At 64.2% G+C, this 24,698-nt stretch carries 20 protein-coding genes; 11 read left to right on the forward strand and 9 right to left on the reverse strand.

Annotated elements, in window-relative coordinates:
- Window positions 1-23 precede the first annotated feature (23 nt).
- A complete protein-coding gene (locus J2R80_RS31585) occupies window positions 24-1,298 on the forward strand; it encodes an MFS transporter (RefSeq protein WP_253639932.1) in 1,275 nt (424 codons plus the stop codon).
- 132 nt (window positions 1,299-1,430) lie between these two features.
- On the opposite strand, the gene J2R80_RS31590 is transcribed toward J2R80_RS31585, so the two are convergent.
- Window positions 1,431-2,729 carry an RsmB/NOP family class I SAM-dependent RNA methyltransferase gene (locus tag J2R80_RS31590; protein ID WP_076826620.1) on the reverse strand — a complete coding sequence of 433 codons (1,299 nt, stop codon included), beginning with the start codon at window positions 2,727-2,729 and terminating at the stop codon, window positions 1,431-1,433.
- A gap of 22 nt (window positions 2,730-2,751) precedes the next feature.
- Window positions 2,752-3,174, reverse strand: coding sequence for an MAPEG family protein (locus J2R80_RS31595; RefSeq protein WP_076826618.1), 423 nt, complete (start codon window positions 3,172-3,174; stop codon window positions 2,752-2,754).
- A gap of 391 nt (window positions 3,175-3,565) precedes the next feature.
- On the opposite strand from J2R80_RS31595, the gene J2R80_RS31600 reads away from it, so the two are divergent.
- Window positions 3,566-4,402: a metallophosphoesterase gene (locus J2R80_RS31600; protein WP_076826616.1), complete on the forward strand. Its 837-nt coding sequence runs from the start codon at window positions 3,566-3,568 to the stop codon at window positions 4,400-4,402.
- A gap of 6 nt (window positions 4,403-4,408) precedes the next feature.
- On the opposite strand, the gene J2R80_RS31605 is transcribed toward J2R80_RS31600, so the two are convergent.
- Together J2R80_RS31605 and J2R80_RS31610 are read right to left on the reverse strand one after the other, a co-directional pair.
- On the reverse strand, window positions 4,409-4,756 hold the full coding sequence (locus J2R80_RS31605) for a hypothetical protein (protein ID WP_307720386.1): 348 nt from the start codon (window positions 4,754-4,756) through the stop codon (window positions 4,409-4,411).
- Between the two features lie 54 nt (window positions 4,757-4,810).
- Window positions 4,811-5,833: an NADP-dependent oxidoreductase gene (locus tag J2R80_RS31610; protein ID WP_253639933.1), complete on the reverse strand. Its 1,023-nt coding sequence runs from the start codon at window positions 5,831-5,833 to the stop codon at window positions 4,811-4,813.
- A gap of 703 nt (window positions 5,834-6,536) precedes the next feature.
- On the opposite strand from J2R80_RS31610, the gene J2R80_RS31615 reads away from it, so the two are divergent.
- From J2R80_RS31615 to J2R80_RS31640, 6 genes are all read left to right on the forward strand, one after another.
- Window positions 6,537-8,507, forward strand: coding sequence for an AMP-binding protein (locus J2R80_RS31615; RefSeq protein ID WP_076826613.1), 1,971 nt, complete (start codon window positions 6,537-6,539; stop codon window positions 8,505-8,507).
- Window positions 8,504-9,289, forward strand: coding sequence for an ABC transporter ATP-binding protein (locus tag J2R80_RS31620; protein ID WP_050386723.1), 786 nt, complete (start codon window positions 8,504-8,506; stop codon window positions 9,287-9,289). The genes J2R80_RS31615 and J2R80_RS31620 overlap by 4 nt, the downstream gene beginning before the upstream one ends.
- Window positions 9,290-9,298: 9 nt before the next feature.
- Window positions 9,299-10,228, forward strand: a complete 930-nt coding sequence (locus J2R80_RS31625; protein WP_080667122.1) for a branched-chain amino acid ABC transporter permease — start codon at window positions 9,299-9,301, stop codon at window positions 10,226-10,228.
- Between the two features lie 16 nt (window positions 10,229-10,244).
- Window positions 10,245-11,372 (forward strand): branched-chain amino acid ABC transporter permease, encoded by a 1,128-nt coding sequence (locus tag J2R80_RS31630; protein WP_141339946.1) that lies wholly within the window; start codon window positions 10,245-10,247, stop codon window positions 11,370-11,372.
- 82 nt (window positions 11,373-11,454) lie between these two features.
- Window positions 11,455-12,780 carry an ABC transporter substrate-binding protein gene (locus J2R80_RS31635; RefSeq protein WP_076826610.1) on the forward strand — a complete coding sequence of 442 codons (1,326 nt, stop codon included), beginning with the start codon at window positions 11,455-11,457 and terminating at the stop codon, window positions 12,778-12,780.
- A gap of 74 nt (window positions 12,781-12,854) precedes the next feature.
- The gene (locus J2R80_RS31640; protein ID WP_057019776.1) at window positions 12,855-13,697 is read left to right on the forward strand and encodes an ABC transporter ATP-binding protein; all 843 of its coding nucleotides are present in this window, start codon (window positions 12,855-12,857) and stop codon (window positions 13,695-13,697) included.
- Window positions 13,698-13,772: 75 nt separating this feature from the next.
- Here the strand turns inward: J2R80_RS31640 and guaB are convergent, their stop codons facing one another.
- Window positions 13,773-15,263: an IMP dehydrogenase gene (guaB, locus tag J2R80_RS31645; protein ID WP_028344677.1), complete on the reverse strand. Its 1,491-nt coding sequence runs from the start codon at window positions 15,261-15,263 to the stop codon at window positions 13,773-13,775.
- A 183-nt stretch (window positions 15,264-15,446) separates the two neighbouring features.
- Complete coding sequence (locus J2R80_RS31650) at window positions 15,447-15,698, reverse strand: hypothetical protein (protein ID WP_076826608.1); 252 nt, start codon at window positions 15,696-15,698, stop codon at window positions 15,447-15,449.
- Between the two features lie 139 nt (window positions 15,699-15,837).
- On the opposite strand from J2R80_RS31650, the gene J2R80_RS31655 reads away from it, so the two are divergent.
- Complete coding sequence (locus tag J2R80_RS31655; protein WP_253639934.1) at window positions 15,838-17,325, forward strand: DHA2 family efflux MFS transporter permease subunit; 1,488 nt, start codon at window positions 15,838-15,840, stop codon at window positions 17,323-17,325.
- A 693-nt stretch (window positions 17,326-18,018) separates the two neighbouring features.
- A complete protein-coding gene (locus J2R80_RS31660; protein WP_141339947.1) occupies window positions 18,019-18,600 on the forward strand; it encodes a phasin in 582 nt (193 codons plus the stop codon).
- Between the two features lie 368 nt (window positions 18,601-18,968).
- Here J2R80_RS31660 and J2R80_RS31670 read toward each other — a convergent pair whose 3' ends face one another.
- The 3 genes from J2R80_RS31670 to J2R80_RS31680 all read right to left on the reverse strand — a co-directional run bounded on the left by J2R80_RS31670 (window position 18,969) and on the right by J2R80_RS31680 (window position 21,950).
- Window positions 18,969-19,805 (reverse strand): Crp/Fnr family transcriptional regulator, encoded by an 837-nt coding sequence (locus J2R80_RS31670; protein ID WP_083714948.1) that lies wholly within the window; start codon window positions 19,803-19,805, stop codon window positions 18,969-18,971.
- A gap of 233 nt (window positions 19,806-20,038) precedes the next feature.
- Complete coding sequence (locus J2R80_RS31675; RefSeq protein ID WP_076826602.1) at window positions 20,039-20,740, reverse strand: RlmE family RNA methyltransferase; 702 nt, start codon at window positions 20,738-20,740, stop codon at window positions 20,039-20,041.
- A gap of 166 nt (window positions 20,741-20,906) precedes the next feature.
- Complete coding sequence (locus J2R80_RS31680; RefSeq protein ID WP_083714947.1) at window positions 20,907-21,950, reverse strand: Ppx/GppA phosphatase family protein; 1,044 nt, start codon at window positions 21,948-21,950, stop codon at window positions 20,907-20,909.
- A 217-nt stretch (window positions 21,951-22,167) separates the two neighbouring features.
- On the opposite strand from J2R80_RS31680, the gene J2R80_RS31685 reads away from it, so the two are divergent.
- On the forward strand, window positions 22,168-24,540 hold the full coding sequence (locus J2R80_RS31685; protein ID WP_076826598.1) for a xanthine dehydrogenase family protein molybdopterin-binding subunit: 2,373 nt from the start codon (window positions 22,168-22,170) through the stop codon (window positions 24,538-24,540).
- The last annotated feature ends 158 nt before the right edge of the window (window positions 24,541-24,698 follow it).

Consider the following 24,698-nt stretch of genomic DNA (forward strand, 5'->3'; position numbering starts at 1 on the left):
TTGCGAATTGCAGCGGAGGCAAGATGACGAACCAGACCATGGCTGAGGCCCGGCCGGCCGAGGACCATCACAAGACAAACGACAAGCCCGGCGACACCATGGCTCGCGCTCTGTCGCCCGCCGTCGTGCTGCTGTTCGCCGTCGCCTGCGGGCTGAGCGTCGCCAACATCTATTTCGCGCAGCCGCTGCTGGACACCATGGCGCAGGATCTCTCCATCACGCCGGCGGTGATCGGCGGCGTCGTGACGCTGACCCAGATCGGCTATGCCTTCGGCTTGATGCTGATCGTGCCGCTCGGCGATCTCTGGGACCGCCGCAGGCTGATCGTCGGCCAGACCGTGCTGTCGGCGATCGCGCTCACCATCGTCGGCACCGCGCCGAACGCCGCGGTGCTGCTGCCCGGCATGGTGCTGGTCGGGCTGCTCGCCGTCGTGATCCAGGTGCTGGTCGCCTACGCCGCGACGCTGGCCGCGCCGGCCGACCGCGGCCGCACCATCGGCACCGTCACCAGCGGCGTGGTTTCGGGCATTCTGCTCGCACGGTTTGCCGCCGGCGCGCTGGCCGATCTCGGCGGCTGGCGCGTGGTCTACCTCACCTCGGCCGCACTGACGCTGGTGCTGGCGGCGCTGTTGGCACGCGCGCTGCCGCGGCATGCGCCGCAGCCGATGGCCGGATCGTCCTACGCCAAGCTGTTGCGCTCGACGCTCGCGCTGTTCGTCGAGGAGCAGGTCTTGCGCGAACGCGCGGTGTTCGCGCTCTTGATCTTCGCGAGCTTCAGCGTGTTCTGGAGCTCGGTCGTGCTGCTGCTCGCGGCACCCCCGCTCTCGTTGTCGCATACCACGATCGGGATGCTCGGGATCGCAGGCCTCGCCGGCGCGCTGGCGGCACGCAATTCCGGTCAGTTCGCCGACCGCGGCTGGGGGCAGCGCACCACCGGCTTGTCGCTGCTGCTGATGCTCGCCGGCTGGGTGCCGATCGCCTGCCTCAACACCTCGCTATGGCTGGTCGTGGCCGGCGTCCTGATGATCGACTTCGCGGTGCAGGCGATCCATGTCACCAACCAGAGCCTGATCGTCGCCGCGCGCCCCGACGCGGCGAGCCGGCTGGTCGGCGGCTACATGGTGTTCTACTCGATCGGAACGGGTTTTGGCGCGATCAGCTCGACAATGGCCTATGCCGCCGCCGGCTGGTCCGGCGTCTGCGTGCTGGGTGCCGCGATCAGCGCCTGCGCGCTGCTGTACTGGGTCATCGTGGTGAGCCGGACGCCGGTGCCGATTGGTGCGTGCTCCGAAGCGTAGTGGACACGCCCGTCGTTGCGAGCGAAGCGAAGCAATCCATCGTGCCGCAAGCGGAGAAATGGATTGCTTCGTCGCTTCAGCGCAAAATTGCTCTGCAATTTTGTCGCGAGCTCCTCGACGGCGGGGGAAGCGTTACGCCTTCCTCAGCACCGAGACGAAGAACCCATCCGTGCCGGTGCGGCGTGGCGTCATCAGCAGGCCTTCCGCTGACTGCAGCGCAGCCTCGGCAAAGGCTTCGGCCTTGTCCCACAGCACCGCTGCGGTCTGCTCCGGCGGCTGCACGGAGAACTCCGGATGCCGCGCGATGAAGGCCCTGACCTGCTCGCCGTTCTCCTCCGAGAGCACCGAGCAGGTGATGTAGGCGATCCGGCCGCCGCCCTTCACCAGCGGCGCGGCGCGCTCCAGGACCTCGGCCTGATCCTTCAGCCGCACCTCGAGCGCGCCGGGGCGCATGCGCCATTTGGCGTCGGGATTGCGGCGCCAGGTCCCGGTGCCGGTGCAGGGCGCGTCGATCAGCACGAGGTCGGCGGACGCCTTGATGTCGGACAGCACCTCCTCCTCGCCGCGCGGCGTGCGCACATCGCAATTGTGCACGCCGGCGCGCGACAGCCGCTCATGGATCGGCGCAAGCTGGCGCTTGTCGCTGTCGGTCGCCATCAGCCGGCCCTTGCCCTGCATCATCGCCGCCACCGCCAGCGTCTTGCCACCGGCGCCGGCGCAGAGGTCGATCACCTGCTCGCCGGGCTTGGCCGCCGAGAACAGCGCGGCGAGCTGTGAGCCCTCGTCCTGGATCTCGATGGCGCCCTTGATGAAATCCTCCTCGGCATGGATGCCCGGATTGCGCGCGTCGGCGCCGAGCTCGATGCGCAGGCCGAGCGGCGACCACGGCGTTTCCCTGGCGCCGAGATGCGACAGCCGCGACAGCACCTTCTCGCGCTTGCCGCGCAGCGTGTTGACGCGCAGATCGAGCGGCGCGCGGCTCGCCATCGCGGTCGCTTCCGCGGCGCGGTCGTCGCCGAACACCCTTGCCAGATGCGGGTCGAGCCAGTCCGGATAATCGCCCGCGACATGCGCCGGCGCATCCTCGAGCGAGCGCGAGGCCAATGCGGCCTCCTCGGTCGCGGTCAGCGGATCCGGCGCGAACCGGCCGCCGTCGCACAGCGCCTGGATCGTGGCGATGTCCATGCCGCGTTCGAGCTTCAGCATGCCGAGCACGCGCGACCGGGCGCTGGCGTCGTCCATCAAATAGGCCGCGGAGGATTGCCGGCGCAGCACGTCCCAGATCAGGCCGGAGATCGCGGCGCGATCGCCGGAGCCGGCATAACGGTGCGCGGTGCCCCATTCCTTCAGCGCTTTCGCCGCGGGAATGCGCTGTGCGTCGATGGTGGCGATCAGCTCGATCGCGGCGGAAAGCCGGGCAGCGGGGGTCATTGGTCTCTTTCGGTTGGGCGCATCAGATCAGCAGCAGCAGTCTGAGCGCGAAATACAGCCACATGGCCGCCAGCACCAGCGCGCCGGCGAACCAGGCGAGCGAGCGCGGCCGCACGTCGTTGGAGGTGACGAACACGCCGGCATGGGCAAATCGTGTCACCACGAACACCCAGGACATCAGCACGATGAACAGATCGGCACGGCGCAGCGGCAGCGCAATAGCGATCAGGACATAGAACAGGATCGGCAGCTCGAACTGGTTGGCGAAGCAGTTGCCGAACTTGGTGGCCTGGGCCGGCCAGTTCGGCTCGCGCAGCGCGATGTCGGCGATCTTGGTCTCGCCGCTCGTCAGAGCCCTCGTACGCGTCGTCGCCATGGCGAACAACAGCGCGAAGGTGATCCCGATCTGGATGAAGACCGGTAACAGAACCATTTGAACCGACATCAAAAATCTCCCTCAGCCGCGGGCGCCCGGCCGCCCTCTTAGCCGCGACTCGCCCCCAACACAATGAAGCGTGCGCGGTAACCCGTTGAACCGTAATCCGAGCCCGGGTGACCAACTCCCAGGACCAATGGCGGTTTCAGCCCCTCACGGTTGGCCCGATCAGCATCATCACCCTGATCCTCGACAGCGCGGCCCGGGCAGCGGCGTGCCCGGCATGGTGACGGCAGGACTCGCCGGCGTCGGTGCGGCAACTGGCGATCGAGCGACCGCCCAAGGCGCAAAACCAAACAACACATCAAACAGGGCTTCAAACGAGGCATCGAACAAGACGGCAAAATCGTCATCGTTCCGACTTCGCGCCGACCTATGCTCCGGCCGAAAGGAGCGATGCATGCCCCAATTTCGCCTGACACAGATCTCCGACACCCATCTCGCGCGCCGCTTCAAGCCGCTGATCGACAACTTTCATCGCGTCAGCGAGCACATCGACGCGACGCGTCCCGATCTCGTGCTCAACTCCGGCGACGTCTCGTTCGACGGGCCGACCAGCCGCGACGACCTCGCATTCGCCAAGGAGCTGCACAACGCGCTGCCGGTCGATTGCCTCTATCTGCCGGGCAATCACGACATCGGTGACAATCCGACCGCGGTCGGCCCCACGCCTTCACAATTGCCGACCGAGGAGACGCGCGGCGCCTTCACCTCGGTGCTCGGCGAGGACCGCTGGCATTTCGACGCTGCCGGCTGGTGCTTCATCGGGCTGAATTCGCTGATCATGAACACCGGCCTCGACAGCGAGGCCGAGCAGTTCGACTGGCTCGCAGGCGCGCTCGACAAGGCGGTCGGCAGGCCGGTCGCGCTGTTCCTGCACAAGCCGATCTATCTCGACCTGCCCTACGATGCCGAGCACGCCGAGACCGCGATCCGCTTCGTGCCGCAGCCGGCGCGCCGCCGCCTGATCGAGATGCTCGGCAAGGTCGATTGGCGTCTGGTCGGCAGCGGCCATGTGCACCAGCGTCGCGACTATACGTTCGAGCATGTGAGACACATCTGGGCGCCCTCGGCCGGCTTCGTCATCTCCGACGCGCGGCAGGAGGTGATCGGCATCAAGGAAACCGGTCTCGTCGAATACCGCTTCCAGCCCGACAGTTTCGAGGTCCGCCACCTCAGGGCGAAGGGCCAGGTCGATGTCGACCTGGACATGCTGCTCGGCAAGGAGCCGGCCTGAGCCGCGTCAGCTCCGCGCCGCGTCGTGCAGGTCCTGCTTGATCACGGTGAGCAGCGCCTGCAGCGTGTCCTTGTCGGGCTGTGGTGCCGCCTGCGCGGGCCGTACGCAAGCTACGTGCGGCATGAAGCGGACCGGCGTCGTGTCCGGCTGCTCCTCGACGAATTTTCCATGCAAGACGTCGTCGCGGCGGCCCATGACGAACATCGTCGCCCAATAGCCGACGGCGAGGAGAATGACCCCGAAAACAATAGCTTCAAAAATCATGGCTACACCTGAAATATAGCCATATTGAATCAACTGCTGCGGGTCTCCGTCAAGCAAATGGGGGCCAAAAGGCCCCCAAATCCCCGCCATTGTCGCGCTTTTGATACTTTGTTGCGCGGAATGGGAGCTTCCGGAGCCTGTAACTTAGGCCTTGTCCGGCCCGACCCGGACCAGTTGCTTGCCGAAATTGGCGCCCTTGAGCAGGCCCATGAAGGCCTCCGGCGCGCTGTCCAGGCCCTCGGTCACGAACTCCTTGTACTTGACCTTGCCCTCGCGCACCCACTGCGACATGTCGCGGAGGAAGTCGCCATGCATGGCGGCGAAGTCGCTGACGATGAAGCCGCGGAAGGTCAGCCGCTTGGTCAGGATGTTGCGCATCATCGCGCCGGCCCATTTCGGGGCATGCGCTTCGGTGTCGTTGTAATGCGCGATCAGGCCGCAGACCGGGATGCGCGCGAACGCGTTGAGCAGCGGAAACACCGCGTCAAACACCGCACCGCCGACATTCTCGAAATAGACGTCGATGCCCTTCGGGCAGGCTTCCTTCAGCTTGGCCGCGAGATTGGGATCGCGGTGGTCGAGACACTCGTCGAAGCCAAGCTCGTTCTTGACGTAGGCGCACTTGTCCTTGCCACCGGCGATGCCGATCGCCCACGCGCCCTTGATCTTGGCGATCTGGCCGACCGCCGAGCCGACCGCGCCGGACGCCGCCGCGACCACCACCGTCTCGCCCGCCTGCGGCTTGCCGATCTCGAGCAGGCCGGTGTAGGCGGTCATGCCGGGCATCCCGAGTACACCGACCGCGGTCGAGATCGGCGCGATCTTCGGATCGATCTTGGCAAGGCCCTTGCCGTCGGACAGCACATGCGTCTGCCAGCCCGCGCGCGATAGTACGATATCGCCCTTGGCAAAGCCGGGATTGTTGGAGGCGATCACCTCGCTCACCGTGCCGCCTTCCATCACGCCTCCGACCGGCACCGGTGCGGCATAGGACGGACCGTCGGCCATGCGGCCGCGCATATAGGGATCGAGCGACAGCCAGATGGTGCGGAGCAGCACCTCGCCCGCACCCGGTGCCGGCGGCGTGTAGTCCTCGAGCCTGAAATTGGCCGACGTGGGCTCGCCGTGCGGGCGCGAAGCCAGAACGATGCGCTTTCCTTGGGACATGATTTCCTCTTGGGATGATTGGTTCGTGGCGCACACGTAGTCATGCAATCCACCTCCCCGCAAGGGAAATGGATTTGCTGTCTTCGCGTTGCGTTGTTTGAAATGTTGTTTGAAATGACAGCCATCATGCCAGGCACATTGGCGCCAACGCGATACCGTCACGTCGCGGCGGTTCGCAGGGCCCCCTGGTGGCGGCAGTTTGTCACGGCGCGCCACCGGCAGACGAAGCAGCCGTAGTCAAGTCGCCTGACCCGACCTCGCGATCCGGCACGGCGGAGCCAGGCGGTCAGGCGGCCCTCCATTGTCGCAACGAGGGCGGCCGCGCAGCTGATCGGCAACCGGTTTCCGGTCGCCCTCGAAACCTGAGTGGCGCAGGACTCCGGTCAGCTTCGCGGGACCGTCCGATGGACGTGAGGCTCTCCGAAGCATTGGGGTTACCTCTTGAGAGCCGATCAGCGTCTTCGCGCCGCAATGTCCGTTTGGTGGCGGCCGGATTCACCTTCGGCGAATTGGCAGCCGGTAGACCTATCTCTGCCGCGCGCGCCCGCGGCAAAAACGCGACCTATCAATCTGGCACTTGTCGGACTTTCGATTCGCTGTAATCTCGGACCATGCGGCACTCGCATGTCTGTTACCCAAAAATGGGGCAGGCATCACCATAACAGGAGCGAACCAACGCTTCGGTTTTTGGATCGAGACCGACATGGCCGGCGACGGATCGTATGATACGTTTCCCAAATTGCTGCTGCGAAACACGGCACAATTTGGCACGCGGCCAGCGTTCCGGCATAAGGATCTCGGCATCTGGCAGAGCTGGACCTGGGCTGAGGTTGCCGAGATCATACGTAGCTACGCCGCCGGCTTGCATCGCCTTGGCTTGCGGCCAGGCGAGACAATCGCGGTCGTCGGCTCCAATCGGCCCAAGCTTTACTGGACCATGATGGCAGCGCAGACGCTGCGCGCAATCCCCGTTCCAGTCTACTCCGATGCAGTGGCTGATGAGCTTGCTTTTGTTCTCGCTCACGCCGAGGTGACGCTGGTCGCAGCGCAGGACCAGGAGCAGGTCGACAAGGTCCTGTCGGTGTCCGACCGACTGCCGCAACTCAACAGGATTATCTACGACGAACCGCGCGGAATCGACGGCTACGACCACGGTCGACTGATCGCAATCGGCGATATCATCAATGACGGCCGCGCCGCGCTTGCAGCCGACCCGGCGCTTGGCGAACGGATCGATGAATCCATTCGGGCCGGCAACGGTTCGGACATCGCGATCATCCTCTACACCTCGGGAACGACCGGCGCGCCCAAGGGCGTCATGCTGTCGGCGCGAGGCTGCATCGATGCTGCAACCGACACCACGCGGTTCGACAAGTTGACCGACAAGGACGTGGTGCTGGCCTATCTGCCGCTGGCTTGGGCGGGCGATCATTACGTCAGCTATGCGCAAGGCCTGGTGGCCGGATTCTGCATGGCGTGCCCCGAGAGCAGCAACACAATCGAGCAGGATCGGCATGAGATAGGACCAACCTTCTACCTGGCCCCGCCACGCGGTTACGAGGCCATGCTGACGCGGCTGATGGTCCGGATGGAGGACGCGGCGCCGATCAAGCGGCGATTGTTCAGCTACTTTCTGGACGTCGCGCGGCGGTATGGCGAGCAAGTCTTGACGGGACGTCCGGTGCCGCTGTCAGGCCGATTGCTCTATGCGCTCGGACGCTGGCTGGTCTACGAACCTCTCAAGAACGTTCTTGGCCTGTCTCAGGTGCGCGTCGCATACACTGGAGGCGAAGCTATCGGTCCGGATCTGTTCGCGTTCTACCGCGCGATCGGACTGAACCTGAAACAGCTCTACGGCCAGACCGAGGCGTTCCTCTATGTAACGTGTCAGCCCGATGGCGAGATCTATCCGGATACGGTTGGTCCGCCGGCGCCCAACGTCGACATCCGCATCGCGGACTCGGGCGAAGTGCAGTTTCGCTCGCCCGGCATGTTCCTCGGATATTTCAAGGATCAGGCAAAGACCGCGGAAGCGATGACGTCCGACGGATATGTCAGGACCGGCGATGCGGGCTTTTTCGACGAGAAAACCGGGCATCTGAAGATCATCGATCGTGCGAAGGACGTCGGTCGATTGGCTGACGGCACGATGTTTGCTCCCAAGTACCTTGAGAACAAGCTGAAGTTCTATCCCAATATCAAGGAAGCGATCACCTTCGGTGACTCCAGAGAGTTCGTATGCGCCATGCTCAACATCGACCCGGTCGCGGTCGCGAATTGGGCGGAACGCAACAACGTCGCCTACGGGTCCTATCAGGAGCTTGCCGGGCATCCGCTGGTCTACGACATGGTCGCCAAAGACGTTGCCGCGGTGAACCGCTCCCTGGCCGGGGAACCGGTGCTTGCGGGCGCCCAGATTCGCCGCTTCCTCATTCTGCACAAGGAGCTCGACGCGGATGACGGCGAGCTGACCCGCACGCAGAAAGTGCGCCGCCGCTTCATTGCCGAACGCTATGCGTCGTTGGTCACGGCACTCTACAACGGAGCGCATGACGCCGACATTTCCACGGAAGTCACGTTTGAGGATGGCCGGAAGGGCACGATCGCTGCACGAGTCGAGATTCGCGACATGCAAATCATCGGTCCGGCAGAATCGCTCGGAAGAGCAGCATGAGAGCGCCAAACGCCAACGAAATCCTGCTGCAGGTCGAGGGCGTGGCACTGGCCTTCGGCGGCGTCAAGGCGCTGCGGGACGTCTCGTTCAACGTCAAGAAAGGCGAAATTCGCGCCATCATCGGCCCCAATGGCGCCGGCAAAACCTCAATGCTGAACGTCGTCAACGGGTTCTATCACCCCAACCATGGCGCCATCACCTTCAAGGGAAGCACCCGGTCCAAAATGCAGCCGTTCGAGGCGGCGCGCGGCGGCATCGCGCGCACCTTTCAGAATGTCGCCCTGTTCAAGGGCATGAGCGCGCTCGACAACATCATGGCAGGCCGCACCTTGAAGGTGCGCCGGGGGCTGTTGTGGCAGCTGCTGCGTTATGGCCCTGCCCTCGCAGAGGAGATCGAGCATCGGCGCAAGGTCGAGGAGATCATCGACTTTCTCGAGATCGAGACAATCCGCAAGGTACCCGTCGGGCGTCTGCCATACGGCTTGCAGAAGCGTGTCGAACTCGGTCGCGCCCTGGCGATGGAGCCCGACCTTCTGCTCCTGGACGAGCCGATGGCAGGCATGAACCTCGAGGAGAAGGAGGACATGTCGCGGTTCATCATTGATGTGAACAACCATTACGGCACGACCATTGCCCTGATCGAGCACGACATGGCCGTGGTCATGGATCTGTCAGATCGCGTAGCGGTGCTTGATCACGGCGTGAAGATCGCCGACGGCACGCCTGATGAAGTGAAGAGAAGCCAAGCCGTCATCGACGCATATCTTGGCGTCGCGCATTGAGGTGCGTCCATGATCGCACTGGGTCAGTTTCTCGAGGTCCTGATCGGCGGATTGATGTCCGGCGTGCTCTATTCGCTGGTCGCGCTCGGCTTCGTGCTGATCTTCAAGGCATCCGGCGTATTCAACTATGCGCAGGGAGCAATGGTGTTGCTCGCGGGATTGGCGCTGGTTCGCGCCCTCGACCTCCTGGTCGCCAACGGCCTTCCGCTTTGGGTCGCGGTCATCCTCGCTATCGGCTTTGCCGCCGTGATCATGGCAGCAACCGCCTGGCTCATCGAGCGGTTCGTGATCGGACCTCTCGTCAATCAGGATGGCTTGACGCTGTTCATGTCGACGATCGGCGTGACATTCGTTATCGAGGGCGCCGCGGAGATGATCTTCGGATCGGATGTCTACCCGTTGCGGCTGTTCCCGACCGACGCCTGGTTCTTGTTCGAAGGCCTGTTCCCGGGCGGGATTCTGGTCAACAAGCTGGACGTCTGGGGCGCATTGATCGCGGGCGTCCTGGTCGCCGGCCTCGCGGTCTTCTTTCAGCGCACCAAGACCGGTCGCGCGCTCAGAGCCGTGGCCGACGACCATTTGGCCGCGCACTCGATCGGGATTCCAATCAGCTGGATTTGGTTCGTGGTCTGGCTCGTTGCCGGCCTCGTTGCGCTCGTCGCGGCGACCGTGTGGGGAACCAAGCTTGGCGTGCAGTTCTCCATCACGTTTCTCGCGCTGAAGGCTTTGCCGGTCCTGATCATCGGCGGCCTCACCTCCATTCCCGGGGCCATCGTCGGCGGGCTCATTGTCGGGGCCGGCGAGAAGCTCGCAGAGGTATATCTCGGTCCATCCATCGGCGGCGGCATCGAATATTGGTTTGCCTACGTGCTGGCGTTGGCGGTGCTGCTCTTGCGGCCGCAGGGCCTGTTCGGCGAACGCATCATCGAACGTGTCTGAGGGCAGGGAGGTCGTTGTGCTCTATCGCGAAGCTGGCCAGTTCAAGGCGACCTATGCGGAGGATATGGCGATCTTCCCGATCCGGCAGGATCGTATCGCCCTCGCCGTCTTGCTCGCGATTGCTTTCATTGGCGTGCCGCTGTTGGCCACCTTCCGGATCTGGCCGTTCGGCACCGACTATCTGTTGTGGGCCATCCTGCTGCCCTTCCTCATCCTGGCGCTCGCCGCCATCGGGACGAACATTCTCGTCGGCTATTGCGGCCAGATTTCGCTCGGCAGCGGCGCGTTCATGGCCATCGGCGCCTATTCCGCCTACAAGCTGGCGACCGGCGTTCATATCCCGCTTGCCTGGCTTGGCTTCGCGATCGCGATCCCACCGTTGCCCGTGCTGGCATCCATTCTGCTTGGCGGGTTCATGGCGGCGGGTGCCGGAATCCTGTTCGGCATTCCCAGTCTCCGGATCAAGGGTCTCTACCTGGCGGTCGCAACGCTCGCCGCGCAGTTCTTCTTCGATTGGGCCTTCCTGCGGATCCCGTGGTTCACCAACTACGCCCCGTCGGGATCAGTGAATGCGCCGGAACTGGATTTCTTCGGCATGGTCGTTCGCTCGCCGGTCGAGCGCTACCTGCTGTGCCTGCTCTTCGTGACCGTGATGGCGGTGTTGGCGAAAAATCTCGTGCGCGGCAATCTCGGCAGGCAGTGGATGGCGATCCGCGACATGGATATTGCCGCCGAGCTGATCGGCATCAGGCCGCTTTATGCAAAACTGACGGCTTTCGCGGTCTCTTCGTTCATCATCGGGGTGGCGGGTGCGCTCTGGGCGTTCGTCTACCTCGGTTCATGGGAGCCGCTCGCGTTCTCGATCGACCGCTCGCTTGAGCTTCTGTTCATGGTCATCATCGGCGGGCTCGGCTCGATCATGGGTTCGTTCATCGGAGCAGCGTTTATCCTCATCGTGCCGATCATGCTGAATGTGATTCCGACCAAGCTCGGCCTGCCACTGTCGACGCAAACGATCACTCACCTCCAGTTCATCATCTTCGGATCCTTGATCTGCTATCTGCTCATCAAGGAACCCCATGGCTTCGCCCGGCTGATCTCGATCGGCAAGGAGAAGCTCAGGCTTTGGCCGTTTCCCTATTGAGGCAGTGATCGTGCCTTGATCGCAATCGGGTGACGGCCGCCGACAACGGAGAGGAAGGAAGTACCGCAAGGAGGATATCAATATGGCAAGTATTGCACACAGGTTACTGATACTCGCGACCGCCTTGGCCGGCGCGGCGCTTGGCGCACCGGCCGCAGCGCAAAACGAACAATTCATCCCAATTCTGTCTTACCGGACCGGACCGTACGCTGTGAACGGCGCGCCCTACGCAAACGGCGTGGTAGACTACTACAACCTGATCAATGAACGTGACGGCGGCATCAACGGCGTCAGGATTCTGATCGAGGAATGCGAGACGGGTTACGCGACCGACAAGGGAGTGGAGTGCTACGAGCGTCTCAAGAGCAAAGGACCAACCGGCGCGGCCTTCATCAATCCGCTGTCGACCGGGATCACCTTCGCACTCACCGAAAAGACCGCGGCTGACAAGATCCCGATCATTACGATGGGGTATGGCCGTGCCGATTCCAAGAACGGCGCGGTGTTCGCATATAATTTTCCATTGCTCGGCACGTATTGGTCCGCGGCCGACATCGCGATCCAGCACGTCGCCAAGGAACTCGGCGGCTTCGACAAGCTGAAAGGCAGGAAGATTTCGCTGCTGTACCATGACAGCCCCTACGGCAAAGAGCCAATTCCGATGCTGCAAGTGCTGGCGCAGAAGTACGGCTTTGAGTTCACGCCGATTCCCGTCACGCATCCCGGCGTCGAGCAGAAGTCGCAATGGCTGGCGATCCGCCAGCACCGGCCGGACTATGTCCTGGTCTGGGGCTGGGGCGTCATGAACAGCACGGCAATCAAGGAAGCGGCCGCCGTCGCCTATCCGCGCGACAAGATGATCGGTGTTTGGTGGTCAGGCGCGGAGCCGGATGTGACGCCGGCGGGCGATCAGGCCAGCGGCTACAAATCGTTGATGCTTCAGCATGGCGCAGGAAAATTCCCCGCGCACGCCGACATAGAGAAGTACGTCTACGCCAAGGGAAAGGGTTCGACAGAACCTGGCAAGATCGGCGAAGTTCTCTACAACCGCGGCATCACGAATGCCATGCTCGGCGTAGAGGCGATCCGCAAGGCGCAAGAAAAATTCGGCAAGCAACCGCTGACGGGCGAGCAGGTCCGTTGGGGGCTTGAGAACCTGATACTCACCGAAGCACGAATCAAGGAGCTCGGCTTTGAGGGAATGTTGAAGCCGGTCAGCATTTCCTGCTCCGACCACGAAGGCGCGCGCTACGGGCGCGTCCAGCAATGGGATGGCAAGGGTTGGAAAGTGATCTCCGACTGGTACACGGCTGACGAATCGCTCATCGAACCGCTCGTCGCCGACGTGTCCGCGAAGTATGCCGCGGAGAAGAAGATCAAGCCGCGCGACTGCGCGAAAGAAACCTGACCCGTGCGAGTGATCCGGGAGGCAGGATTGCCTGCTCCCGGATCGCAGCCCCTGCTCGGTTTGGAGGTCCGCGCATGTCAATCGCCAAGGTCGTCACCGCTGCGACGGAAGCGGCAGCGCTGATTTTATCGGTCAACAATATCGAGGTTGTCTACGATCACGTCATTCTCGTGTTGAAGGGCGTCTCGCTGGAGGTCCCGCGAGGCGGCATTGTTGCGCTTCTCGGCGCCAACGGCGCCGGCAAGACGACGACGCTGAAGGCGGTCTCCAATCTGCTGCACGCAGAGCGCGGCGAGGTCACCAAGGGCTCGATCCTGTTCAACGGCGTCGAGGTGAAGTCCCTGTCGCCAAACGAGGTGGTGCGACGCGGCTGCATCCAGGTGATGGAGGGGCGGCGCGCCTTCCCTCATCTGACGGTCGAGGAGAACATCCTGACCGGCGCCTTTACACGGACGGACGGCAAGCTCGCGATCGCGCAGGACCTTGAACGTGTCTACGCTTATTTCCCCCGCCTCAAAGAGCGACGCAGTTCCACCGCCGGCTATACGTCGGGCGGCGAACAGCAGATGTGCGTGATTGGCCGCGCGCTGATGTCACGCCCGAAGATGATCCTGCTCGACGAACCATCGATGGGCCTCGCGCCGCAGATCGTCGAAGAGATCTTCGAGATCGTGAAGGATCTCAACGCCAGGGAAGGTGTGTCGTTTCTTCTCGCCGAGCAGAACACCAATATGGCGCTCAGATATGCAAGCCACGGCTACATCCTCGAAAACGGCCGCGTGGTGATGGACGGCGAAGCGCACGCCCTTGCCGCGAACGAGGACGTCAAGGAGTTCTATCTTGGCGTCGCCGGAGAGAAGCGAAAATCATACCGCGATGTGAAGCACTACAAGCGACGCAAGCGCTGGCTCGCCTAGCGGATGACGGCATCCCGGGCTCCCGGGACTCCGGGTTCGGCCCTTCGGACCCCCCCGGAATGACGGTGCTGGGGCTTACACCCCGCCCGGATAGTTCGGGGCTTCGCGCGTGATGGTCACGTCGTGGACGTGGCTCTCGCGCAGGCCGGCGCCGGTGATGCGGACGAATTCGGCCTTGTCGTGGAAATCCTTGATGTCCTTGGCGCCGACATAGCCCATCGCCGCTCTGAGGCCGCCGGCGAGCTGGTGCATCACATTGCCGACCGGGCCCTTGTAGGGCACCTGGCCCTCGATGCCTTCGGGGACGAGCTTCAGCGTGTCCTTGATGTCCTGCTGGAAGTAGCGGTCGGCCGAGCCGCGCGCCATCGCGCCGACCGAGCCCATGCCGCGATAGGCCTTGTAGGAGCGGCCCTGCCACAGGAAGACTTCGCCCGGCGTCTCGTCGGTGCCGGCGAGCAGCGAGCCGACCATGGCGATGTCGGCACCGGCGGCGAGCGCCTTGGCGAGGTCGCCGGAATATTTGATGCCGCCGTCGGCGATCACGGGCACGTCGGCCTTCTTCGCCGCGGCCACCGCGTCCATGATCGCGGTAAGCTGCGGCACGCCGACGCCGGCGACGATGCGTGTGGTGCAGATCGAGCCCGGGCCGATGCCGACCTTGATGCAGTCCGCGCCGGCATCGATCAGCGCCTGCGCGCCGCCCTCGGTCGCGACGTTGCCGGCCACCACCTGCACCGCGTTGGAGAGCCGCTTGATGCGGTTGACGGCATTGAGCACGTGGCGCGAATGGCCGTGCGCGGTGTCGACCACGACGACGTCGACGCCGGCATCGATCAGCCGCTCGGTGCGTTCATAGCCGGTCTCGCCGACCGTGGTGGCGGCGGCGACGCGCAGGCGGCCGTGCTCGTCCTTGCAGGCGAGCGGATGGGCGACCGCCTTCTCGATGTCCTTGACGGTGATCAGGCCGACGCAGCGATACTGGTCGTCGACGACGAGCAGCTTCTCGATGCGATGCTTGTGCAGCATCCGCTTCGCCTCGTCCTGGCCGACGCCCTCGCGCACCGTGACGAGGTTCTCGTGCGTCATCAGCTCCGAGACCTTCTGCCGGGGATCGCTGGCGAAACGCACGTCGCGGTTGGTCAGGATGCCGACCAGCTTGCCCGGCACGTTCTTGGCGGCACCGGTGACGACCGGAATGCCCGAGATGCCGTTCTCCTTCATCAGGGTCAGCGCATCGGCCAGCGTGGCGTCGGGGCCGATGGTCAGCGGATTGACCACCATGCCGGACTCAAACTTCTTGACCTGCCGCACCTGCGCGGCCTGCCCTTCCGGATCGAAGTTGCGGTGGATGACGCCGAGACCGCCGGCCTGCGCCATCGCGATCGCCATGCGCGCCTCGGTGACGGTGTCCATCGCGGACGCCATGATCGGAATGTTGAGCGAGATTGCGCGGGTGACGCGCGAGCGAATATCGACTTCCGAGGGAAGCACGTCGGACAAACCGGGCTTCAGCAGCACATCGTCGAACGTGAAGGCTTCGCGGATAGCCGGAAATCCCGTGGCCATTGCCAACTCCTTTATCTGCGGCCCAGCCGCGATGGTCTTACGGATGAACGCCGCCTGCGGCGACGCTCGCTGCGTCACCGTCGAATCGGCGCCCATCGGTGGGGTTGACGCTGGTCGATAGCATGGCGGCATGACGAATCAAAGTGTTTGCCAGCCATGCACAGGCCTTTTTAGGGAGCCGGTTCAGGGCGCCCGGTAACCCGGCGGCGGCCCATGGCGGCGGATCGCCTCGACCATTTCGCGATGGCGCCGGTCCTCGCGCTTCATGTGGACCGCGATCAGGGCATGGGCCGACGGCACCAGCAGCAACACGTGGAAAAACAGCCCGAAAACCGCGCAAAACACGATCAGGACCAGATTAAAGATGGCCGAAAACGGCTGTCCGTTCAGGAGCAGTCCGATCGGCGGCAGGAGAGCGGCAAGGACGTAGATCACGGCGAACCTTTGGACACGGGCGGATGCATACCAGCGTCACGCAGGATTTAGGGCGTTTGGCCGGTTCCGCAATAGCGTGGCCGAGGGCAGGATGATATGGCCCGCTCGCCCGCCTTTTCAGCACAGCTGTCCTGTTTTGATGAACAAGCAACGCCTGATCCCGCTCATCGTGGCCACCGCCCTGTTCATGGAGAACATGGACTCCACGGTGATCGCGACCTCGCTGCCGGCGATCGCCGCCGATATCGGCTCCAGCCCGCTGACGCTGAAATTGGCCATCACCTCCTACCTGCTGTCGCTCGCGGTGTTCATCCCGGCGAGCGGCTGGACCGCGGACCGCTTCGGCGCCCGCATCGTGTTTGCCGGCGCCGTCGGCGTGTTCATGCTGGGCTCGATCGGCTGCGCACTGTCGTCCTCGGTGACCGATTTCGTGTTCGCCCGCATCCTGCAGGGCCTCGGCGGGGCGATGATGACCCCGGTCGGTAGGCTGGTGCTGCTGCGCTCGGTCGACAAGAGTGCGCTGGTCAACGCGATGGCCTGGGTGACGGTCCCGGCGCTGATCGGCCCGGTGATCGGGCCGCCGCTCGGCGGCTTCATCACCACCTATTTCTCCTGGCACTGGATCTTCCTGATCAACATCCCGATCGGGCTGCTCGGCATCTTTCTGGCGCTGAAATACATCGATCCGATCAAGAGCGAGGATCCCGAGCGCTTCGATCTCGTGGGACTGGTGCTGGCCGGGATCGGCCTCGCCGGCATCGCCTTCGGGCTGTCGGTGGCCGGGCTCAATCTGCTGCCGTGGCCGATCGTCGCCGCGCTGGTCGGTGTCGGCACGGTCTCGATGACGCTTTACGTCATCCACGCACGGCGGACCGGTTCGCCGGTGCTCGATTTCGGCTTGCTGCGGCTGCCGACCATGCGCGCGTCGATCGTCGGCGGCTTCATGTTCCGGCTCGGCATCGGCGCGCTGCCGTTCCTGCTGCCGCTGTTGATGCAGGTCGGCTTCGGCCTGTCGCCGTTCCAGTCCGGTCTCGTCACCTTTGCCTCGGCGGTCGGCGCCATGGGCATGAAGACGCTGGCGGCGCGCATCATCCGCGCCTTCGGTTTCCGCAACATGATGACCGTCAACGCGGTGGTCAGTTCGGCTTTCCTGGCCGCCTGCGCCCTGTTCACGATCTCGACGCCGCTGATGCTGATCTTCACCATCCTGGTGGTCGGCGGCTTCTTCCGCTCGCTGCAGTTCACCGCGATCAACACGGTGGCCTATGCCGAGGTCGAAGCGCCGCAGATGAGCCGGGCCACCACCCTCGTCAGCGTCAATCAGCAGCTCGCAGTGTCCGCGGGCGTCGCGGTCGGCGCGTTCTCGGTTGAAACCACGCTGGCGCTGCACCACCAGACCGAGCTCTCCGCCGACGTGTTCGCGCCGGCCTTCATCGTGGTCTCGTTGATCTCGGCGGCCTCGGCCTGGTTCTTCTGGCAGATGCCGGCTGAGGCCGGCAACGAGATCGCCGGCCGCAAGGCGATCGACATCTCGAGCCGCAAGGGCGCCGAGAAGCGCGCCGCGACCGAAGCCGTCAAGGTCGCGACCGAGGACACCCAGAACGCGCGCGATCAGCGGCTCGGCTAGTCGATCGAACTAGCCGTTTCCGAGGCACGGACACCGCGAGTCGCCGTCAGGTCACGACCAGGCCCATCAGGGGTGGCCGGTCATTCCGCCTGGCTATCCTCGATCCGGACGTTCGATTAGTTCGTATGTGGGAACGTGGGTCGCTTCCAGCCACGATTCCAGCGCAGCTCCGCAGACCGTGCAGATCGCATCACCCGTATGCGGCACCAAGAACTTCTCTTCGGTGCGTCTGTACTCGGCGCCGCAATTGCAGTGAACAATGGTCGCCATCTGGGAAATATGCGCTTGCGTCGCCCGATTTTCCAGTCCTGCAAGAAACGGCCCCAGTGCGCGAAACTGACGCTGCACCAAGGCCGCCAACCCGTGGGGGTTTTCTCCCGGTGGGCTTGGGGGGCATTGGCCGGGAGCAAAAGAGTCGACTCCAGCTACGCACCGAGGTTCCAAGCAGTCGCGCCTAAATGTCGTGCTGCGCGCCTTCAGATCGGGATGACACCCGACTACCCACCCTCCTAAGGCAAGCGGTCGGAATGTCCAGCTGCGCCGGCTGCGCCACCGCCGCGATCGGTGGCTTAACTCCCCACGATGCCACGATACGACGGCCGCTTCGTTCCGGAAAAAAATCTCCGCGAGAGTCAGAAAGCGAACGGAAGCTGCACCTCCGATCCTGCATAGTCCTGCTCAAGCGGGCACGCGGTGACCCGGCATCAGCAAAAAAACCAAATGGAAGGGAGCACTCCAGCTGCGCTTCCCCAGCGTCCGTGCACCGCGAGGCGCGGATTTTCCTTGATTTTGTTTCCCTTGAAAGGATCAGAGCCAGTGAGTGACGTCCAGACGAATGAAGTGAGCGACAATCCGAAAGCCGGCGGCTTCAGCGTGCCCCTGTTCGCGCTGCCCCAGGCCTTTCAGGGCATCGCCGAACAAAATGCGACACGCGCCCGGGAACAGTTCGAGAAGGTCAAGGAAGCCTCGGAGGAAATCTCCGTCTTGCTCAAGGAGGCATATGCGGTCAACGCCAAGGGCGCTGCGGATTACGCAGCCAAGGTGATCGAGATCTCGCATTCCAACGCCAGTTCGGCCCTCGCTTTCATATCCGAACTCGCCGGCACCAGGTCGCTGTCGGAAGTCATCCAGCTTTCGGCCGATCACGGCCGCAAAAATTTCGAAGCGACGACCGCGCAGAACAGGGAGCTCTGGGAGATCGCGAAGAAAGTCGCGACCGAGACCTCCGAGCCGATCAAGAAGAGCTTTGCCAAGGCCTTGAAAACACCTTCCTGAGGAGCCGCCCCCCCCCCCCCCCCCCGCTCCCAGGCCGGCTGGACCAAGCGTCTCCGTCAGAAGAGGCACGGTCCAGCCGACGGTGCGCGGGACCAGCAATTCCTGACATTGGAGGAGGACCAAGGTGGGCGTCATCATGATCAAATGCCCGCGGACGGGACGTGCGATCAATACCGGCATGAAATCCGACCGTGAGACGTTCCGGTGCAGCACCGTGTTCTTTTCGCGCAGCTATTGCACGAGCTGTCGGACCAATCACGAATGGTTCGCCAGGGACGCGTGGGTGCACGAACCCGAGCACGAATTGCGCAAGGCGTCCTGACATCCGCGCTTGCGTAATCCTTATTCAATCCTTATTCAATCCTTATTCAATGGCTTCGTGATCGCTCAGCACCCGCGCCGCGCGTATGTGCATGAACCTTGTCGCCATTGGTCCACGGTCCGGCGTGCGAACGCCGAGGTCCATGTGGCGGCGCGCCGTGACCGGACGACCTCATCCCTTCCGCAGATATGATGCGGTCGATCCTGCCGCGCATGATCTCGTAGCATTCACAGGCCGCGGTTTCGAGCCGCGGCCTGTCGACCTCGATCGAGCTCCGCCGGTTGGAGCGGATTGCGCCCGAGGCGCGAAGCTTGTGCACGACGTGGGTCACGGTCGTTCGTCGCACGCCCAGCAATTCCGACAGCGTCTCCTGCGTCAGCGGCAGCGTGTCGTCGCCGATCTGATCGTGAACCTGCAACAACCACCGGGCCAGGCGGGCCTCCACGGAATGGAGCGCATTGCACGCCGCGATATGCTGGAACTGAACCAGCAGCGACCGCATATGGAGCTGCACCGCGCTGCCAAGTGCGTGACTGTGCGCGAGCGCGGCGTGAAATCGTGCCGGCGAAATCTGCCACGTCGTGCCCGCGACGCGAACCACCGCGGTCATCGGCGAGCGTATCGACCTGAGTGTCGACAGGATGCCGGCGGCGCCCTCATTGCCGATCATTGTCGTCGCAACGGCCTGTCCGTTCGGCATGTCCATAACGAACGCGATCAATGCCGTGCAGGGAAAATAGATCTGTTCGACGAGGTCGCCCGACCGCACCAGCACGGCGTCGCGTTCGAGCGATATCTTGCGGAGATGAGGCGCAAGCAAATCAAGGTCGGCGGGCGGCAAGGCCGCCAGAAGGCGATTACCTATGCTCGACCTGCGTTCCATCACGGAAGAGCTCCGCAAGACGGAGGCGCGGCTCGCTGCACAAACCTGCCGTGGCGCCAGGCCGAAATACGCAACGAACTGACCGCGCCGGGAAGATAGAATACGCCGTAACGGGAAGAGTTCCAATGGATTCAGGTCAGCTCGCGACGCGCTCGCGTACCGGGCAGCGCTCCGGCCGGGCCCTATGAGGGATCTGGATTGCCTTCGCGGAGGCTTCGGCGAACGCGTCGTCGCTACGTCCCGCGCGATGACGGCTGTTGCTGCCCGCGAAATCCCGTCGCCAGCACATAGCGCTCCGACGAATCCTGCCGGCTGGCGGACGGCTTGACGTGGCGGACGGTGGCGAAATCGCGCTTCAGCTGCGCCACCAGCTCGGCGTCGGCGCCGCTCTGGAACACCTTTGCCAGGAACGTGCCGCCGGGATTGAGCACTTCGCCGGCGAAATGCGCGGCGGTCTCGACCAGGCCGATGATGCGGAGCTGATCGGTCTTGCGATGGCCGGTGGTGTTGGCGGCCATGTCGGACATCACAATGTCAGCGCGGCCGCCCATCATCGCGATCAGTTTTTCCGGCGCGTCGTGGTCGAGGAAGTCGAGCTGCGCGAAGGTGACGCCGGGAATCTCGCCCATCTCCAGCAGATCGATCGCGACCACCTTGCCCTTGCCGTCGACAGCACCGGTCCGCTTGGCCGCAATCTGGCTCCAGCCGCCGGGCGCCGCGCCGAGGTCGACCACGGTCATGCCCGGCTTGAGCAGACGGTATTTGTCGTCGATCTCGAGCAGCTTGAAAGCTGCGCGGGAGCGGTAGCCCATCGCCTTGGCCTTGGCGACATAGGGATCGTTGAGCTGGCGCTCGAGCCAGAGTTTTGACGAAAGCTTGCGCTTGCCGCCGCTCTTGACCGTGACGTGCAGCCGCCCGGTGGTGTCTTTCGCCATACTGCTTCTCTACTCCCTCGCCCCGCTCTTGCGGGGAGAGGGTTTGGGTGAGGGAATGTTTCCGCAATGAAGATGAGAGATGCGCTCGTGGAGAGTTCCCCTCACCCGGATTGCATTAACATGCAATCCGGCCTCTCCCCGCAAGCGGGGCGAGGCAAGGGAAGCTTTAGCACGCCCGCAGCGCGCCGTCCTCGCGCATCATCTCGACCAGCATGCCTTCGCGCAGGCCGCGATCGGCAACGCGGAGCCGCGGCATCGGGAACGCGTTGCGGATCGCATCGAGGATCGCGCAGCCGGCGAGCACCAGATCGGCGCGCTCGACGCTGATGCAGTTGTTGTTGACGCGCGCCTCATAGCTCATGCCGAGCAGCTTCTGGATCGTCGCGGTGACGTCGCAATCGTTCATCCAGATGCCGTCGATGCGGCGGCGGTCGTAGCGCGACAGATTGAGGAACACGCCGGCGAGCGTGGTCACGGTGCCTGAGGTGCCGAGCATGTGCATGTCGCGCAGATCCTTGCCGTGCTCGGCCGCGAACGGCGCGACGTGCCGCGCGACCTCATCGATCATTCGCGCATACAGATCCCTGGTGACGTTCTTGCCGCCGAAATGTTCGGCCAGCGTGACGACGCCGAGCGGGATCGACATCCACGCCTTGATGCGTGGCGCTACGTCGGGCGCGTTGGGGTCGCGCTCGATCCGCACCAGCTCGGTCGAGCCGCCGCCGATATCGAACAGGATGGCGCCCCGCCCCTTCGGATCGAGCAGCGGCGAGCAGCCGATCACCGCGAGCGTCGCCTCGGTCTCACGATCGATCACCTCGAGCTTGATGCCGGTCTCGGCCGCCACCCGCGCGCGGAAGCTCTCGGCATTGCCGGCGGCGCGGCAGGCCTCGGTGGCGATCAGGCGGAGCCGGCGCGCCTTGCGATAGCGAATCTTGTCGCTGCAGATGGCCAGTGCGGCAATCGCCCGCTCAATCGCGGCCTCGCTGATCGAGCCCGTGGCGGCGATGCCCTCGCCGAGCCTGATGATCCGCGAGAATGAATCGACCACGCGGAACCCGTCGCCGGTGGGACAGGCGATCAACAGCCGGCAATTGTTGGTGCCAAGGTCAAGCGCGGCGTAGACGCCACTTTCCGCCGCTGCCGCAACCAACCCTGGCGGGGCTTCGCTGGCCGGAGGGCCGTCGCAAAGCCGCACATGGTCGTTCATCAAAACTGTCTTTCCACGGGACCCCAGGGGATCCGTAGGATCCTTTAGGCCCGCCGAATAATTATCGTTCACGGAAACTTTAGCAGCGTCAAAGCCCTACGCAAACTCCGTTCACATTGGGTCCATGCCCAATCGGGCGTTGTCGTTAAGGGGGGTGTGCGTTAACTCCTCAGCGCCCCCAAACTCCAGCAAATCCGGGCATTTCAGGTCATTTTCGATGCAAGATCACACGCCGCCTGCCTCCCTCGAAAACGCTATCGCACTGCAAAAATACGGTGTCGGACAGCCTGTTCGACGAAAGGAGGACGACACCCTGGTGCGCGGCAAGGGCAAATACACCGACGATTTCTCGCTGCCCGGCCAGGCCTATTGCTGGATGGTTCGCTCCTCGCATGCCCATGGAATCATCAAGGGCATCGAGACGGCGGCCGCCAAGGCGATGCCGGGCGTGCTCGGGGTCTGGACCGGCGCCGACCTTGCGGCCGCCGGCTACAACCCCTTCACCTGCGGCCTGCCGCTGAAGAACCGTGACGGCTCCCCGCTCAAGCAGACCAACCGTCCCGCGCTGGTGACCGACAAGGTGCGCTTCGTCGGCGATCCCGTCGCCTTCGTGGTGGCGGAGACCGCGGCGCAGGCGCGCGATGCCGCCGAGGCCGTCGAGGTCGATATCGAGCCGCTGCCCGCGGTGACCGACGCAGCTGAAGCCGCCAGGCCCGGCGCGCCGCAGCTCTACGACGACATCCCCGATAACGTCGCGCTCGACTATCACTATGGCGACACCGCCAAGATCGAGGCGGCGTTCGCCGGCGCGGCGCACGTCACCAAGCTCGAGATCGTCAACACCCGCGTCGCCGTGGTCTCGATGGAGCCGCGCGTCGCCCTCGCGCATTACGACAAGAAAACCGAACGCTTTACGCTGCAGGTGCCGACCCAGGGCGTCTCCGGCAACAAGGCGATCCTGGCGCGCCTGCTCAACGTGCCCGCCGACAAGGTCCGCATCCTCACCGGCAATGTCGGCGGCTCGTTCGGGATGAAGAATCTCAACTATCCCGAATACACCTGCATCGCGCATGCGGCGCGTGAGCTCGGCCGCCCGGTGAAGTGGCTGGATGAGCGCTCGACCAGCTTCCTCTCCGACAGCCAGGGCCGTGCGCAGCTGATCCACGCCGAGCTCGCGCTCGATGCCGACGGCAAGTTCCTCGCGGTGCGGCTGTCCGGCTACGGCAATCTCGGCGCCTACATCACCGGCGTCGCGCCGGGCCCGCTGTCGCTCAACACCGGCAAGAACCTCGCCAGCGTCTATCGCACGCCGCTGCTCGGCGTCGACATCAAGACGGTCCTGACCAACACCACGCTGATGGGCGCCTATCGCGGCGCCGGCCGGCCCGAGGCCAATTACTACATGGAGCGGCTGATCGATGCGGCCGCCGACGAGATGGGCATCAACCGCTTCACGCTGCGCAAGCGCAACTTCATCAAGCCGTCGCAGCTGCCGTTCCCGGCGGCGTCCGGCGTCACCTACGACAGCGGCGATTTCGCCGGCGTGTTCCAGAAGGCGCTGGAGATCTCCGACTACGACAACTTCGCCAAGCGCAAGAAGGAAAGCAAGAAGAGCGGCAAGCTGCGCGGCATCGCCGTCGGCTCCTATCTCGAGGTCACCGCGCCGCCGAGCGGCGAGCTCGGCAAGATCAGCTTCGAGCCCGATGGCTCGGTGAAGCTCACCACCGGCACGCTGGATTACGGCCAGGGCCACGCCACGCCGTTCGCGCAGGTACTGTCCGACCAGCTCGGGGTGCCCTTCGAGAAGATCACCCTCGAACAGGGTGACAGCGATCTGGTGCGCTTCGGCAACGGCACCGGCGGCTCGCGCTCGATCACCGCAACGGGGCAAGCGATCGTCGAGGCCTCGGCGCTCGTCGTCGAGAAGGGCAAGAAGGCGGCCGCGCACATGCTGGAGGCCTCCGAGGCCGACATCGAATTCGGCGCCGGCCGCTTCACCATCGCCGGCACCGACCGCTCGATCGGCATCATGGAGCTCGCCGAGCGGATGCGCGCCGGCAAGATGCCGGAAGGCACGCCGGACACGCTCGACGTCGATCACGCCACCAAGGAGACGGCGTCGACGTTCCCGAACGGCTGCCACGTCGCCGAGGTCGAGATCGATCCCGACACCGGCGTGACGCGGATCGTGCGCTACTCGGCGGTCAACGATTTCGGCGTCGTGGTCAATCCGATGATCGTCGCGGGCCAGCTGCACGGCGGCGTCGCGCAGGGCATCGGCCAGGCGCTGATGGAGGAAGTCAGCTACGACGCATCAGGCCAGCCGATCACCGGCTCGTTCATGGACTACGCGCTGCCGCGCGCCGGCGACGTGCCGTCGATGCTGGTCGGCGATCATCCCTCGCCGGCGAAATCCAACCCGCTCGGCACCAAGGGCTGCGGCGAGGCCGGCTGCGCCGGCAGCCTCGTCTGCATCGTCAACGCCGTGGTCGACGCGCTGTCGGAGTACGGCATCAAGCACATCAACATGCCGCTGACGCCCGAACGCGTCTGGCGCGCGATCCAGGACGCCAAGGCGAGCGCGGCATAAGGGCTCTCCTGCTCCCTCGCCCCGCTCTTGCGGGGAGAGGGCTGGGGTGAGGGACTCCATCCGGCGAGCAAGGTCGTTGTAACTGGAATTGTGCCTTGCCCCTCACCCGGATCGCATCTGCGATGCGATCCGACCTCTCCCCGTGAAGAACGGGGAGA

Origin of the sequence: Bradyrhizobium sp. USDA 4541 (assembly GCF_024171085.1) — a bacterium.
Taxonomy (GTDB): Bacteria; Pseudomonadota; Alphaproteobacteria; order Rhizobiales; family Xanthobacteraceae; genus Bradyrhizobium; species Bradyrhizobium australafricanum.